General features: G+C 31.9%; 19 protein-coding genes. 4 read left to right on the plus strand and 15 right to left on the minus strand.

The window, feature by feature from the left end; genetic code table 11:
- The 3 genes from AA80_RS10330 to AA80_RS10335 form a co-directional block, all read right to left on the minus strand.
- A complete protein-coding gene (locus AA80_RS10330; RefSeq protein ID WP_255396808.1) occupies positions 1 to 126 on the minus strand; it encodes a hypothetical protein in 126 nt (41 codons plus the stop codon).
- Between the two features lie 323 nt (positions 127 to 449).
- Positions 450 to 653 (minus strand): hypothetical protein, encoded by a 204-nt coding sequence (locus AA80_RS01165; RefSeq protein ID WP_103876046.1) that lies wholly within the window; start codon positions 651 to 653, stop codon positions 450 to 452.
- A 101-nt stretch (positions 654 to 754) separates the two neighbouring features.
- A complete protein-coding gene (locus AA80_RS10335) occupies positions 755 to 889 on the minus strand; it encodes a hypothetical protein (protein WP_255396809.1) in 135 nt (44 codons plus the stop codon).
- Positions 890 to 1,180: 291 nt separating this feature from the next.
- On the opposite strand from AA80_RS10335, the gene AA80_RS01170 reads away from it, so the two are divergent.
- Both AA80_RS01170 and AA80_RS01175 read left to right on the plus strand, forming a co-directional pair.
- Positions 1,181 to 1,441 (plus strand): hypothetical protein, encoded by a 261-nt coding sequence (locus AA80_RS01170; protein ID WP_199177799.1) that lies wholly within the window; start codon positions 1,181 to 1,183, stop codon positions 1,439 to 1,441.
- Between the two features lie 3 nt (positions 1,442 to 1,444).
- Positions 1,445 to 1,627 (plus strand): hypothetical protein, encoded by a 183-nt coding sequence (locus tag AA80_RS01175; RefSeq protein WP_103876047.1) that lies wholly within the window; start codon positions 1,445 to 1,447, stop codon positions 1,625 to 1,627.
- A 71-nt stretch (positions 1,628 to 1,698) separates the two neighbouring features.
- Here the strand turns inward: AA80_RS01175 and AA80_RS01180 are convergent, their stop codons facing one another.
- A complete protein-coding gene (locus AA80_RS01180; protein ID WP_103876048.1) occupies positions 1,699 to 3,417 on the minus strand; it encodes an ABC transporter ATP-binding protein in 1,719 nt (572 codons plus the stop codon).
- Positions 3,414 to 4,823: a radical SAM/SPASM domain-containing protein gene (locus AA80_RS01185; RefSeq protein ID WP_103876049.1), complete on the minus strand. Its 1,410-nt coding sequence runs from the start codon at positions 4,821 to 4,823 to the stop codon at positions 3,414 to 3,416. The genes AA80_RS01180 and AA80_RS01185 overlap by 4 nt, the downstream gene beginning before the upstream one ends.
- Before the next feature lie 889 nt (positions 4,824 to 5,712).
- Here AA80_RS01185 and AA80_RS01190 point away from each other — a divergent pair.
- Both AA80_RS01190 and AA80_RS01195 read left to right on the plus strand, forming a co-directional pair.
- Positions 5,713 to 5,973, plus strand: coding sequence for a hypothetical protein (locus tag AA80_RS01190; RefSeq protein ID WP_233186775.1), 261 nt, complete (start codon positions 5,713 to 5,715; stop codon positions 5,971 to 5,973).
- A gap of 3 nt (positions 5,974 to 5,976) precedes the next feature.
- Positions 5,977 to 6,159, plus strand: a complete 183-nt coding sequence (locus AA80_RS01195; RefSeq protein WP_103876050.1) for a hypothetical protein — start codon at positions 5,977 to 5,979, stop codon at positions 6,157 to 6,159.
- 106 nt (positions 6,160 to 6,265) lie between these two features.
- On the opposite strand, the gene AA80_RS09925 is transcribed toward AA80_RS01195, so the two are convergent.
- The 10 genes from AA80_RS09925 to AA80_RS01240 form a co-directional block, all read right to left on the minus strand.
- On the minus strand, positions 6,266 to 6,499 hold the full coding sequence (locus tag AA80_RS09925; RefSeq protein ID WP_166667768.1) for a hypothetical protein: 234 nt from the start codon (positions 6,497 to 6,499) through the stop codon (positions 6,266 to 6,268).
- A gap of 231 nt (positions 6,500 to 6,730) precedes the next feature.
- Positions 6,731 to 7,960 (minus strand): MFS transporter, encoded by a 1,230-nt coding sequence (locus AA80_RS01200; RefSeq protein WP_103876051.1) that lies wholly within the window; start codon positions 7,958 to 7,960, stop codon positions 6,731 to 6,733.
- Between the two features lie 158 nt (positions 7,961 to 8,118).
- Complete coding sequence (locus AA80_RS01205; RefSeq protein WP_103876052.1) at positions 8,119 to 8,778, minus strand: hypothetical protein; 660 nt, start codon at positions 8,776 to 8,778, stop codon at positions 8,119 to 8,121.
- Positions 8,775 to 9,434 (minus strand): hypothetical protein, encoded by a 660-nt coding sequence (locus AA80_RS01210; protein WP_103876053.1) that lies wholly within the window; start codon positions 9,432 to 9,434, stop codon positions 8,775 to 8,777. The genes AA80_RS01205 and AA80_RS01210 overlap by 4 nt, the downstream gene beginning before the upstream one ends.
- Complete coding sequence (locus AA80_RS01215; protein WP_233186812.1) at positions 9,431 to 10,396, minus strand: ABC transporter ATP-binding protein; 966 nt, start codon at positions 10,394 to 10,396, stop codon at positions 9,431 to 9,433. The genes AA80_RS01210 and AA80_RS01215 overlap by 4 nt, the downstream gene beginning before the upstream one ends.
- A gap of 177 nt (positions 10,397 to 10,573) precedes the next feature.
- Positions 10,574 to 11,221, minus strand: coding sequence for an ABC transporter permease (locus tag AA80_RS01220; protein ID WP_103876055.1), 648 nt, complete (start codon positions 11,219 to 11,221; stop codon positions 10,574 to 10,576).
- The gene (locus tag AA80_RS01225) at positions 11,218 to 12,132 is read right to left on the minus strand and encodes an ABC transporter ATP-binding protein (RefSeq protein ID WP_103876056.1); all 915 of its coding nucleotides are present in this window, start codon (positions 12,130 to 12,132) and stop codon (positions 11,218 to 11,220) included. The genes AA80_RS01220 and AA80_RS01225 overlap by 4 nt, the downstream gene beginning before the upstream one ends.
- Positions 12,133 to 12,207: 75 nt before the next feature.
- Positions 12,208 to 13,926 carry an ABC transporter ATP-binding protein gene (locus tag AA80_RS01230; RefSeq protein ID WP_103876057.1) on the minus strand — a complete coding sequence of 573 codons (1,719 nt, stop codon included), beginning with the start codon at positions 13,924 to 13,926 and terminating at the stop codon, positions 12,208 to 12,210.
- A gap of 446 nt (positions 13,927 to 14,372) precedes the next feature.
- A complete protein-coding gene (locus AA80_RS01235) occupies positions 14,373 to 14,705 on the minus strand; it encodes a hypothetical protein (RefSeq protein ID WP_103876058.1) in 333 nt (110 codons plus the stop codon).
- Positions 14,689 to 15,360, minus strand: coding sequence for a transposase (locus AA80_RS01240; protein WP_103876059.1), 672 nt, complete (start codon positions 15,358 to 15,360; stop codon positions 14,689 to 14,691). The genes AA80_RS01235 and AA80_RS01240 overlap by 17 nt, the downstream gene beginning before the upstream one ends.
- Positions 15,361 to 15,520: the final 160 nt, after the last annotated feature.

Here is a 15,520-nt window from a genome sequence, read left to right on the forward strand (position 1 = left end):
TTAATTTGGCATCGTTAATACTACAGCCTCTTGTGTTATCCTTTTCCCAGCTACTACTGTGAAGAAAAATAAAAATATCCCTCCTAACAGTATCCATAACAGTATGTCATTGAACTCTTCTGTCACAGGAGACTTTCTCTACACACCCCATAAATTGATAACAGCTTCTTTGTTTTCTTTCCCAAACCCCCTAGTATTTTATTCCATCATGCTTCCTTTTCTCTTTTAACTTTTTAATTATTTAAAAAGTTTCCCATTTACATATTTTTTGTGGGAGAGAAGACTCAAAGAAATATCTCTTAAGGTCTCTGTGATTGTATATGTAGAGGATATTTTTCCCATCGGCATTTACATTTTCATCAAAGGCAAACTTCGGATAGTAAAGCAAATTTGGACTATTTATATACAATCTTATATTCAAATCTTCATCTAATACGAATATTTCCACTTCACTTTGAATCTATGATATACACTAAGCCGTTCTCTGACAAAAGATACACATTACCTTTTCGGCTAACTATATCCAATATTTCGCTTTCATTGTCAAGCAAATTAACAATAAAGCTTTCATCAAATTCTAAACTTACTGAAAAAGTGAAGGTGATAGAAATCGAAATAAACACTATCAAAAATTGCCCTCTCAACATTTTCATTTTTTTCCTTCCTTTCTTTATATTTCATACAAAAATGAATTTCTTATATGGAAGAGAAAAATTTCCTCTTCCCCTATAATAATAAATTACTTATCTTCCTTTCAACAAACGTATACCATAGTAGCTAAACTAATCAGCATAAGTACGGACCAACCTCCTAATAAGCAACCACTACAAATAAAACACCCCGCACACTCAGCGCCTTCTAAGGTGTATTCAGGGTTCAGATTATTCATATTTTCATTCTCCTCCTAGTACAAGGTTTTTTAATTGCCTTCAAATATACATTGATAAAGTATTACAGAGATCGGTCAAAAAAACTTATGTTAAAATTATTTACGATGTTTTTTATCGGATATGATGCCTTTGTCTTTCTTTTGGTTATTATAAGAGGGTTATGATATAATAAACTCTAGAATAAAATATAAAAGCTTCAAGAGTTATTAACATTCCAAAGAAAGGGTTTTTGAAGTAAATTTTATTTCATATTTTTGTTGCTATTGGGTAAAGGAAAAAGAGGTATATAAATGAACATTAAACTATTGGTTGAAATTGTGAATAAAGGACAGTTCATAAGACCGATTTTGAATTATGTTATTCATTACTTAGAAAGTGATAGACCAGATAAAAATAAAAGCATTGTCAATTACATAAACGTTTTAAAATTAAAATGGGATGTTAAATACTATGAAGCCCTTGAGATAATAGATGAAGAGATAAAGGGGCTGAAAAAAGGTGGTTTGTATTGTCTTTTAACGAAGAAAGATACGAAGAAGCAGCTCGCTTAAACATTGAAGCATTTAAGGTACTACAATTTAAAAGATATACCCAAAGAATTCACACCGAAAGTACCAAAAGAGATTAATTCATTCGTGAAAAAATACACGTTGAAAAGAAAACCTTCTGCTATTTCTTTTTATGTTTTTGAAGGGGAAGAAAGAGAAGAGTTCATCAAAATTAGCAACAATTTTTAATTGAAAAAACGCCCATGTTGGGCGTCTTTTCAAAGATTAGGTTCTCTTGAAAATAGTGACTAATCAAACTTTCATACAATCAACTGACTTTCTATTATTTCTCTGTAAATGGGAGCATTTTTTAATAACTCTTCATGTACTCCTTCTCCTTTTATCTCTCCATCTTTCAACAGTATCACTTTGTCAGCCTTTCTTATCGTTGACAATCTGTGGGATATTATTATCAAAGTCATCTTGTACTCTTTCAATTCATCGAATATTTCTTCTTCTGTTTGAGAATCTACCCCTGACGTTGCTTCATCCAGTATCAATACCTTTGGTTCCCTTATCAATGCTCTTGCTATCGCTACTCTCTGCCTTTGCCCATCCGATAACTTACTTCCTCTTTCTCCAACTACTGTGTCGTATCCTTCATCTAAAAGTCCTATGAATTTATCTACCTTAGCTTTCTTTACCGCTTTCATGAATTCCTCTTCAGTGAATTCATCATCCAACATTATGTTTTCTTTGATCGTCATGTTGAATAAATAATCATCTTGCCTAACAATGATAATATTTTTTCTTAATTGCTTCAGATTATATTTTTTAACATCTATACCATTGATCATAACTTTTCCTGTAGTAGGTTCGTAAAATCTTGGGATTAGATTGACAAAAGAGGATTTGCCTGCACCACTTGTTCCAACAATTGCGACCTTTTCTTTTGTTCCAATGGTTAAATTTATATCATGCAGGACGGTGTTGTCTTTATATTTAAAACAAATGTTTTCAAAGGTAATAGGGTAATCATTGTTAGGAAAAGGTTCTTCTTCTCTCATTTTTTCTTCTGGGAAATTATGTATTTCAAAGATACGTTCTGAAATTTGTCGGACTCTTTGCATTTGGATATAGAAACTGCTAAGATTTCTTATAGGAGTAAATATCCAACCCAGGTAAGCATAAAACCCCATTAGGGTTCCAAGGGTAGCTTTTCCTTTTAATATTAGATACGCACCACAACCCAGTATCAAAACAGGGATCAATTCATATATAAAAGACATAAAATCCTCAGCAGATTGATTAAACATATTCAGTCTGTTTTTTCTCTCAACCCAAATCCATGATATTTTCGAGAATTGTTTTGAAAAAAATTTTTCTTTACAAAAAGATTTTATTGACACAAGACCTCCTATTTTTTCTCTCAATTCTTCAGTAAGATCACTGTAAGCGATCCTTTCTAACTCAGAACTCTTTTGAAGTTTTTTATCAAATGCTCGAAGTGAAAAATAGTAAAAAGGAACCATAATGAAGGTTATAACAGCAAGTTGCCAATTTAGATATAATAAAACCGAAGAAACAAGGATGAGTTGTATAATATTATAGGTTATTACTGAAATTCCTGCTCCAAGGAAAAAGGAAACTTCCAACGTATCGGAAAGCACTCTTGACATGAAATCACCAATTTTGTTATGCGAAAATTCTTTTATAGGGATCGTTAGTATTTTTTTAAACATGTAAATTTGTTCGTCTCTTGCTGCTAAATTGGTAGATTTATAATAACCATAATTGACAATAAAGGAAATTAACCTTTCAGTTAATATTACGGTTGTAAAAAGGATAACAAATGGTAATATTTGCGAAAATTCATGGTTACCAATGATATCATCAATTAAATATTTGATTAAAAAGGGACTTAGAATAGAAACCAATAACAATAATGGTGTGAGAATCAGAGGGGTTTTCTGATACTTTAAGTATTTTTTAGAGTATTTTAACAATTTTCTCAAACTTTGAACGTTTTCTTTTTTCAATTTTGTACCTCCTGAGATGTAATTTTGGCATATTCTAAAAGCAACTCTTTTACTGTTTGTTTTCGAATTTCGCAATCAGAGAAAGAAGGAACCATATTCCCTTTTAGCAAATAATTTGCGGAGGGACAACCAGAACAATAATTTTCTAAATAACAGTTTTTACATTTATCGTATTTTGCCTTTTCAACTATTTTTTTTTGCTTAAGTGCGAAGTTTTCTAAATTCATTTTTAATTTTTCTATATTTTCTCCAACATTCCCTATCTTGAATTTTTCCATTCCGACTAACATATGACAGGGGTAAATATCTCCAAATGTATCTACTGCATAGCCCTCAATTCCCCCATCACAGAAATATTTACTAGGAACATAACTTAGAACAGTATTTTCAACATGTTTTTTAAACTTATCTATACTATATCTTGGATAAGAAGTTACGTTTTTTACGGATTTTAACATTTTAACATGATATTCATACAATATTTCTATTTCAACGTCTCTTGGCAAAGCCAAAGAAGGATCTTTAGAGATTACAGGAATTACAAAAACCAACGATTCCTTTAATCCTAATTCTTCTTTAAAGTAATTTATTAAATCTGATGGTAATATCCCTTTGTCAAAATGGATCTTTGTATAAGTAACTTCGATTGCATGAGGTTGACCATATTTTTTTAAATAATTGAGATTTCCAATGACAGAGTTATAAGATGGTTTACCATTCTTAAAAGGTCTTAAAATATTTTGAATTTCAGAAGGTCCATCACAGCTAACTGTCAATCGTATTTCTGGATAAACTTGTAATAGTTTTGCAAACTTTCTCACTATTTCTTCAGGTACGCCTAATCCACTTTCTACAAGGAAATCTGGTTTCTTCTGAATAATTTTTTCGGAAAATAATTCTTGTATTAATTTAATTGTGTACTCTATTAGTTCTAAATTTAATAGAGGTTCTCCACCAAAAAACTGAATCATCCCTATATTATCAAAAATTGAAAGAAAAGATTCCAAGCTGTTTTTTACGGCTAGAGGTTTCATAAAAGAAGGGTAACCATATGTTCCTTTTTTAGCATAGCAATAAAGGCAACCTAACAAGCATTTTTGGGATATTAAGAGATTGAGCTGACGTAGGTTCTTACTTTCTTTTTTTAAATTTAAATCTTGAAGTAACTCTATTAGTTCATTTTCTAATTCGGGAGATTTATTTATTTCTCTTATAATGAATTTATTTATTTCTTCTTGATTTTCTATTTCTAGAAGTTTGTTAAAGAATTCTGTATGCTTTTTGTCTAACGAATATGCATTTAAAGTTAATTTATCCCACAAAACAGTGGCTCCGTTTTTTTGGAACAAGGAAAAATCTTGCATCCGCTTTTTTTTTGTGATTATCAAATCGAGTGCTTTGTTCAATTAATTCACATCCTTTCGAGTTTGATTTTCATTAGTTAAACTTATATCATGTATCAAGGATTCCTTTTTTCAAGGAATCCTTGATCTTAATCACCATCTACTTTACTAATCCGCTTTATGTGGCAGGTTGATTACCACAAGAACCGATAAAGCAACCACAAGCGAGGACGTATTTGCTCATAGAGTTTAATTTTATCATTATTCTCCTCCTCCTTTCGAATTAATCTTTTTCTTTCCCTGCAGGGTTGCTTCTTGCCGGCAAATAATTCCTAACTTCGCAATCTTTTCTTTCGAAAACTTATCTAGATACTTTCTTAAATCTTCTAAGCTTTCCCAAGCGTTGTTTTTTGTCTAGAGTAACTGGCCCAAACAAGCATTTACTCTACTTCTTCCACAACATTTACAATCTCAGTCTGTTCTATACCAGATGTACCATTTTCTCATCCATCAGCCCCTCCAAAAACAAATATACCCCCTAACACCAGTACACTGATCAACAAAACAACAAAAAATTTCTTCATCCTCTTTCACCCCCTTGAATTATTCTTTTAATTTAAAACTAATATCTCAAATAATCCAACCCTTCACTTTAATCATACACTTTCCCATATGGTTTTCAAGTGTTTTTTTAATTGTCTTCAAATATACATTGATAAAGTATTACAGAGATCGGTCAGAAAAAGCTTATGTTAAAACCAAACTCGATAATTTTTGTTATCTTTAAATTACTTATATTCTCTTTTTCTTTTTTTATCTGTATTATGGTACAATTGTGTTTGAATGATTTCGATCTATTTTTAGAAAAATTTCTAAGTTGAATTAAAGTAAACGAATATTCCATTATTATAACGCTGTGTAAATATTTTTTGAGGATAAGGAGGTTCATAGAATGAATCTTCGATCTTTGGTTGAAATTGTGAATAAAGGACAGTTCATAAGACCAATTTTGAATTATGTTATTCATTACTTAGAAAGTGATAGACCAGATAAAAATAAAAGCATTGTCAATTACATAAACGTTTTGAAATTAAAATGGGATGTTAAATACGATGAAGCCCTTGAGATAATAGATGAAGAGATAAAGGGGCTGAAAAAAGGTGGTTTGTATTATCTTTTAACGAAGAAAGATACGAAAAAGCAGCTCGCTTAAACATTGAAGCATTTAAGGTACTATGATTTAAAGGATATACCAAAAGAATTCACACCGAAAGTACCAAAAGAGATTGATCCATTCGTGAAAAAATACACGTTGAAAAGAAAACCATCTGCTGTTTCTTTTTATGTTTTTGAAGTGGAAAGAAGAGAAGTGTTCATCAAAATTAGCAACAATTTTTAATTGAAAAACGCCCATGTTGGGCGCCTTTTCAAAATCATTTCAATAACTCTTTTAGTTCTTCTATGGTTATTTCTAACAAGTTATCCCCTATGTAATCTATCGTTTTTTAGCCTGCTCTTCTTATCTTATCTTTTATTTCTTCAGTTAATTGGTTACCGAATCTTTTGCTTAAATTTTTTATAATGAATTCTATAAATCTTTTCCTTTCTTCAAGTTTACCTTCACTCTTAGCTTTTTCTCTGTCTCTTTTTGCTATCTCTTCTAATGTGTCAAACCTACTTGGACCTCCATTTCTTCTAGCTCTTTGTACCTTTCTATCTCTTTGTATCCAGCCTTTCACATCCGTTAGCTATGCCTACTTATAGACATAAATACATTCCAACCAATATCTTATTTAAATGGCAATTAATTATGATACAACTTTAACTCCAGACTAATTAACCTCTATTTTCGGGAAAGAATCGGGCTCACTTTTTCTTAATCTAAAACTGCATCTGGATTATTTTCTTCTAGGTTCATTACTACTTTATTAAATAGCATTAAAACACAATGAAAACAAGCATTAATTTCACTAATTTGATTCCTCAACATTCTCAATCACTTCTCTCACAGCTCTTATTGCAGTACCAATTTTGATTAATAGAGTAATAGTAATAATGCTTCCTATAAAGGCTAACAACCAATTGTAGCGAAAACCTATTTGATCTGCGATATAACCACTTACCAAAGGGATAGTGAAACCAAACAAGGATCCAGCAGCAGAAATAGCTGAAATATAAGATGCTCTCCTCTCACTTGGAATGAGATCATGAACCCATACTGAACTAGCGCTCATATCTATGCCCAATCCCAATTCGATTAAACAGGCTCCTATGTAGAAAGCAACAATTGAAGTGTGAGAAGCGATTGTAATAGAACCAATTGCAATTAAACCTTGCCCCATTATTGATACTTTCACACCTTCAAAACGCTTTAGAAGTATGCCTGCTAAACTATTTCCCATGGCTAAAACTACAAGAAAAATGGCCATTGTAAAACCTAAGTATGCAGTAGGCAATTTAAGCTCTTTGACCATATATAATTGCCATATCATTACAAAGGTCTGGAAAGCAATTCTTCCTGTCATAGAGTAAATCAAAATTAATCTCATCGTGGTACTTTTAAAAATATCAATTGTGTTTCGAACAAGGGCTTTCCTAAATGAAATTGCCCTATCTCCGTAATTTTCATTTAAAATGAAAATAAGAATGATGGATGTCCCAAGGGCCATTATACCAGCAACCAATAAGGGAAAATCTGGACGACCAATTGCAAGAACAGAGGACAGTAAAGCCACAATGGCACCGAATATTAGTGAAATTGCATTTGCATTAGGAAACACTTTCGCTTTTAAATGCGATCGACCTTCTTTAGTAATTTCATCTACAAACCAAGCTCCTGGAGTACCACTAATCAACGATACGCCGATTGCCCACAATAAAATACTCAAGATAAAAGTGAATAGATTACTTGCTTGGAAAAATACCAGTAAACCGATGGACCATATAAAAAATCCTAACACTAACGATCTTTTCCGACCGTATTTATCAGCAATGTTTCCAGTTGGAAAGTCAAATATACTTAATGCTATTGAAGAAATCGCTAATACCTGTCCGATTTGAAATGAAGTTAATCCCCTTATACCCATATGAGCAACATAGACAGTCCCAAATAATTTATCAATACCCTCATAAAGCATAATAATAAAATAATATTTCATTATTGTAGAACCAGATTTCATTGATTTACCAAAACGCCCCATAGGTCAGACCCTCCAGTTTTCATAAGATTATTGCCTTTAAAAACTCTAAAATCTAATATATGGGGTCTCTTTTCCCTCACTTCCCACCCCTTATGACCTCTATCCTTAAACCTCTTTACAAAGTATGTCGTTGAACTGTTCTTCACGGGAGACTTTCTCTACGCTCCCCATAAATTAATGACAGCTTCTTTGTTCTCTCTCCCAAAGAAGGATAGAATCCAAAAAATAACTACGCCGATAATTGACATAATCCAAAGAACCGTATACGCCCAATCTATAAAAAATATAAGAAAAGAAAAAAGATAAAAAGGTAATGTTACAAAACCTAAAAGCTTATTGAAAAAGGTATTTGAAGAAAGCAACGAAATCTCGCCTTCTCTTTGTATCCCCCAAGCCCCAGTAGATGCAAATAAAGAAAGGATCAAAACTGAGCCCAAATTCGAAAATCCAGCTTCATAACCGAATGTCTTTAAGATTATTATTGATACTAAGAACGTAAAAATTGATAAAATCATTCCAATAATAGCTGAAAACAAAATATCCTTAAAGAAAACTTTTTTCAGCGAGAGATGAGTCGATGCGATTGCTTCGAGAAAACCACTCATCATTTCCCTCGTATTTTCACATATCCCAAAAATCATGGTAGTGAATAGTAAAGATACAAAGGGTAATAGAACTTCTAAAGATAGATAAGGATTAACGATTCCAATAAAACATGCCATACCTATCATCATAGCCAGGCTTACAATCAAAGTTTTTATTCCCTTTTTTAAAAAGATGAGATTTTTCCACAATATGGCATCTATTTTTATTTTCATAGTTTTGTTATAGCCACCTTTTCTTTATTTATTTTTCTAATGATTCCTAAGAAGATAATGATCAAAATCGCTGAAACGATCAGTGTTATTATAACCATTAACCTAAGTGAGTAAGTTAAGAAAAAAGCACTCAGATTCAAAAAGAGGACCGCAAATATAAAGACTCCTGAGTTAATAAATGTGGTAACCGTGATGTTTGCAAAGAACCAGTAACAACTCCCCACCAAACCCTCTATACTAAAGACAAAGGGAACCGCTATTGCTAAGATCAGAAGATTATTTATTGAAGGAATTACAATTTCATTATACATTATCCAGGAAATGAATGTTGAAATAAAAAGGATTATCCACCCCAGACAAAGGGAAACAATCGTTATTAAACGTGCCTTAATAAGAAGTATTTTTCTGACTGAATAATGCGTGGCAAGGATACTTTCTAACGATCTATCTGAAATTTCCATAAAAAATATTTTGTTATTTAAGTTAAACCCAACGATTAAAGGAATCAATAGTATTAGATTTGAATAACTTTGCTGAAATTTTTCAATTGATATTAAGGATGAAATAGCTATAAATAAGCCAAGTATTATTGAAAAAAGAAAGGAACCCTTGGATTTTTTTAAAACAGTGAGATCTTTCCATAGGATTGCGTTCATCTTTTCACCCCTTTTAATGCTCTCGTTACAAGGCCTTTTCTAGCTTCTGGTTCGGATTTTAATAGCTTTAAATATAGATCTTCCAACCCTTCTTCTTCTGTTTTCATCTCCTGAACTTTTACACCTGTTTTTGCCAGTACTTCAAATATTCTTCCAGAATCATTCCCTTCGATGTAAATCGTATTACCATCGATTTCTATTTTCATTTCTTTACTTAATTCTTCTACCCAAGGCCCAATTTCTTTTACTTTTACCACTGTTCTTCTGGCACTGAAGCGACTTTTTAATTCTTCATAAGAACCTTGTGCTACCATCTCGCCATGGTTTATAATCGCTATATTCGAACATATCTTTTCTACTTCTTCAAGATCATGTGATGTCAGAAATACTGTCTTTCCTTCCTTTTTGAGAGCAAGAAGCATTTCTCTTATCAACGTTCTTGCTTCAGGATCCAATCCAAGCGTAGGTTCATCGAGAAAAATTAAAGTGGGATCACAGATAAGAGCCCTGGCAAGGGTTAATCTTCTGGACATACCATGGGAATATGTGGCAACGGGTTTATCCTTTACTTTCCACAACCCTGCAAAAGTAAGAAGACTTTCAATCCTTTCTTTCCTTTCACTGGGACTAGAATCTTCATAATATATCCTGTCAAAGAATTCCATATTTTCATATCCCGTAAGGATGTAAGATACACCCAAACTCTCAAGCATGAAGCCTATCTTTTTTCTCTTTTTGTCATATTCCTTTGATGTAACATCAACACCAAATACCTTTATTGTACCTTTAGTTGGTTTTAAAATGTTTAAAATTAGTCTCACCATGGTTGTTTTACCCGCACCATTAGGTCCCAACAATCCAAAAGTTTCTCCTTCTTTAATTGAGATGTTTATATTCTTCAAAGCAGGCTCTTCTTTTCCTCTGTATTCTTTGCAGAGATTTTTTATTTCTATAATATCCATCAAATCCATCTTCCTCCTAACAAAGTGGTCGATACTTGTAAAACTTGCTCCCTGATTTAACGGTCAACTTGCCAACCAATTACTTTTTTTATACTTCTGAATTTTTTGCTTGTTGAAATAATTTTTGCGTTTCTGTGTTTTACAAACTTCTTTTGGGCTCGCCACGCCATTTTTTTCTTATTCTAACATCAATCTTTTACCAAAGATATCTACGAAGTAGATGATTCCTAATATAGCCATTAATCCCAGAAATATCAAAATAAGATTTTGCCAATTTTCTAAAATAATTAACTTTTTCCACAGATTTCCATTCATTCCCACAAAAATTAAGAATAAAAAAAGAAGGATTCTAACTATGAATGGGTTATCAAACGCGAGAAGCCCTATTCCAACTAAACCACTAAGTACCGCCGACCAAATCGGAAAGGTTATCAATACCGTTAAAAGTATTTCAAAATTAGCAATTACTCCCATAGAAAAAATGTTTGTTATATATTGCACAATAATTCCCCATAACATGAATACCTGTGTGAACAATAATACTGCCAACATTTTCCCCAAGAATATTTCTTTTATATTTAAAGGTGATGCCAAAAGGTATGAGATATTTTTATTTTCCTTCTCTTTTTGAAAGCTGATCCAACCAAATGTATAAGGTACGAAAAAAGTAACCGTAAAAGATGAGATAAGAATAGGGTTAAATTTATTTGAACCATCCAAATTAAACACTATTACAAAGATTGTAATAGCCGTCAAAAGCAACAAAAATTGAAATTGTTTCCTTATGAACGTTCGTAACTCTTTTTTAATTAGGGCTCTCATCATTCTTCGTCCTCCTTCACGATATAAGTATATATATCCTCAAGCGTTACTTTCTCTTCTTCCACCCTTTCGACATCTATTCCTTTATTCACGAGATATCGAACTACTGATGATGGACTTATTTTATCTCCAGAGAGTATCAATTCTTTTTCCCCTATTACATTTACTTCAGAATCCTTTGAAATCTCATTTACTATATCCTTGGGAATTTTACTACTTACCTTTATTGTTACACCCATTCTAACTCCCAAAGCCTCTTTCAATTCTTCCATATTTCCAGTTACAACTATTTGCCCTCTTCTCAAAAGTATTATCCTTGAACATATTCTTTCTATATCGAAAAGATCATGAGAGGTAATTAAAAGTGTTTTTTCTTTATCATGTAAGCTTTTTAAAAATTCTACCATGTTTTTCCTGGCTACAGGATCAAGATTGGACGTTGGTTCATCCATTAAAACAATTGAAGGATCATGCAAAAATGCTCTTGATATGGCTAACTTTTGTTTCATACCTGCGGAAAGTTCCTTAACTAAACTTCCCTTATTTTCATAAAGTCCCCATTGGTTTAGTAATGCTTCTCCCCGTATTTGGGAAACCTCATATAATTCACTCCAGAACTTTATATTTTCATCAACGGTTAAATCATCATATAGACCAGGTCCGTCCAAAATAAAACCTATCTTTTTTCTTTCGCGCTTGGTCATCTTATCAGTATCTACCCCTAAAATTTTTGAAACCCCTTCAGTTGGTTTCAAAAGTCCTAATATTATATTTAGCAGGGTAGTTTTTCCTGCACCGTTTGGCCCTATCAATCCTACAATTTCTCCCGCATTTATTGAAATATTTATATCTTTCAAAGCTTCTACCCCGTTTTTATAAACCTTTCGAATATCTTTTAATATTATTGTTTCCATAAATCTATTCCCCCCTTCCAAATATTATTTCTTTTTGAACAATTCTATAAATGCATTATAATGTCTTTTAAGTTTTTATCTGTTATTCTGAGCATCTTTCACATACTGCTTCTTAAATAACTCTCTGTAACTTTCATTCTTTTTGTATAATTCTATGTGTGAACCGGAATCCACTATAGTACCGTTTACCATAAAATATATTTTATCTGCTTTTATTATTGTTGAAAGGCGATGAGAAACCAATATTATCGTCATATCTTTTTCCTTTTCCTTTAGACTTTCAAATATTAATTCTTCGGTACGTGAATCCATTGCAGAAGTAGCTTCATCCAGCAACAGCACCTTAGGGGGATGTAATAATATTCGAGCTAAATTGACTCTTTGCTTCTGCCCACTGGATAAGAGCAAACAATTTTTATTAAGAGACTCTGAAAATTCTGTTAGTTGTGTGATTTCTAAAATCTCATTTATTATCCTTTTTTCAACTTTTTCACCTAATAAGATATTCTCTTCTATACTTGCATTGAATGTAAAAGGAGAACCTTCTACATATTTAATATTTCTTCTTAAATCTGCAAGATCATATTGTGAAAGTTTTAATTTATTTAGCAATATTTCTCCTCTTTGCGGTTTATATAATTCGGTTAACAATAAAAGTAAAGTGCTTTTCCCCGTTCCGGTTGATCCAACAATGGCTATCTTTTCACCTTTACTGATTTGTAAATTTATATTTTTTAATATATAATTATTTCCTTCATATGAGAAGAAAACATCGTGAAAATCTATTGTAAATTCTTTTGGAAAGGGCATTCCTTTACGTGTTTTTTCCTCTTCTTGGTTTAGTAAAGTTTCAATTCTATTTATTGATGGAAAAGCGGCAGGTGTGGTAGTGAAGAGAAAAGCTAAGTTCCATACTGGGACATATAGCCTTCCAACGAATGTAAAAAAGGCGATCAGCGTTGGAATATCTACTAAATCCCTCATTGATAAAATTGCACCTATACATAAGATAATAATCGGTAAACCCTCTTCAATATACATAGTTATACTAGTATATAGTTTTTCATAAAAGCTTTTGTTTTTCATAGAGTTATTCCAATTTCGGATCTTGTTTTGAAAAAGATGGTAAAAATAGGTAGTTTTTTCCAATAATCTTATGATAATTGAGGAATTTATCCCTTCTTCTATTGATTTCACAACGTTATCGTTTGCCTCTCGTTCTAACAAAGACATACTTTCCATCTTTGGTTTGAACTGCTTTTGGCATAATAAGTATATGGGCAAGGAACAAACAAATATTATCGCTAAATAAGTATTTAATTTAAAAGCGACATAACATCCTACCGAAAATTCAGCTATTGCCTGAAAAACAGATGTGAAAAAAAGTGCTTCTTCTCCAACTATGTCAATATCAGAGGTGAATCGCGCCATCAATTCACCTGATGGCTTCCTTTTATGGTACGAGGCAGGTAATTTTAGAACCTTTAGATATAATTTCTCACGCAAGCTCCCTTTCACTAACAGTTTCAAAATGTCTCCTTGATAATCACTTAAAAACCAAATGAAACGTGTGAAGGAATAAATAGTAAGAATCAGTAAAGCTGTAATTAAGGCACTTTTCATCCCTTGCCCATCGTTTATTGTTGTAATTTCTTGCATCAAGTTTTCAATTAAAAATGGAGTCACGGCTACTAGTGGTATAAAAGATAAAATTAATATGAAATTTATGAATAACTCTTTTTTAAAACGAGAGACCTCTTCCCAAAGAAAATACAAGGCGTGTTTATATTTCATTGAAGGTCCTCCAATGTAACAAATTCTGAGTTATATAATTCGTTAATGAAGAAAACTTCATAGGTTTCAAGTGTTTTTTAATTGAATTCAAATATGCATTGATAAAGTATTACAAAGGAACCATCTGCTGTTTCTTTTTATGTTTTTGAAGTGGAAAGAAGAGAAGTGTTCATCAAAATTAGCAACAATTTTTAATTGAAAAACGCCCATTTAGGGCGTCTTTTCAGAAATTATTTCAGTATTTACACTACTACATACGATATCCGATCTTTTACCCTCTTTTAATGACTATTAATGATCTAATATGGTATCTAAACAATTATTTTGTTAGATATACTGATATTATTCCTCGTTACGTTTATTTTTTGCTTTTCCTTTTCTATATGGCGTTTTATGAGTTATGGCGTTATACCACAGTTTCTTCTTATAATTATTAAGTTTGTCTTTTAATCTTTTGAAAATATTATTTCCCTCTTTTTTTTGTGTGTGCAAGCATTTTCTTTTTCATAATCATCATACCCCTTTACAAATATGTATTTACTGCTCTTACAAACTCTAAAACTTAATCTATGGTGCCCTTCACCTCGCTCCCACCCATTATAAACTCTATCCTCAAATCCCTTTAATCTGGAATCATTAATACTACAGTCTCTTTTGTTATCTTTTTTCCGGCTACTACTGTGAAGAAAAATAAAAATATCCCTGCTCCTAACAGTATTGCACTTACTAAATGAAAAGTGGTTCTTTCCACTGACTGTTGAATTATCCATTATTCTCAAGTAAAAGAACTTTCTGTCTCAGCATCTCAAATTTGTTTCTTCCATACATTATCCTTTTAATAACTTTCAGTTTATTCACAGAACCCTCTGCCAGTCCATTGTTGTATTCATATATGATAGCATTTCTAACCGCTTGAATATCCCTTTTTAAACCGTTCACAAATTTATCTATCTTTCTGATTTTTAGATTACTAGCTTTTTCTATCCATTCTTCAAGTTTTTCAACGTTCTTTGATTCTAACAGATGTTTGAATTCATTTACGAGGTTTATTATACTTTCAATAACGGGGTATCTTTTAATAATCTTTTCGTACACTTCTTTTGAAAGAGCTTCTACTTCTTCAACTGGTTTGTACAGTAGTTTGATTAAATCTTTTCTTTTTACCCTTATTTCTTTTGAATCTTCAACTTTTAAATTTCTTTTTGCTAAATATATTCCAATGTTTGAATAACTACCTGTATAACCTTCACCCCTTATTGTTTCAAATATCTCTTTGTTTGATTTTCCGTTTCTTTTTAATACTTGTATTTGCCTTTTATATGGGTCCAGCATACTTGGGAGTCTTTTCCCTTTGTTCATGTTTGTGGGAGAGAAATTATTATCTAAATATTTATCCACAGTACTTCTATGTATGTTCAGTAATTTTGATTGCACTTAAGTTTTGCCTTTTCTTTTTCAGAATGAACCACGTTTTTGTTTTCATCAACCATCTGTTCAAAGTCCTGATCTTTTGTTTCTCCAACAACCAAAGAGGTACTGAACTTTTGATAGATGTGCTCTTTGCAATAATCCGTTAGATTTTTTATTAAATGGG

The sequence above is a fragment of the Petrotoga sibirica DSM 13575 genome (genome assembly GCF_002924625.1).
Lineage (GTDB): Bacteria > Thermotogota > Thermotogae > Petrotogales > Petrotogaceae > Petrotoga > Petrotoga sibirica.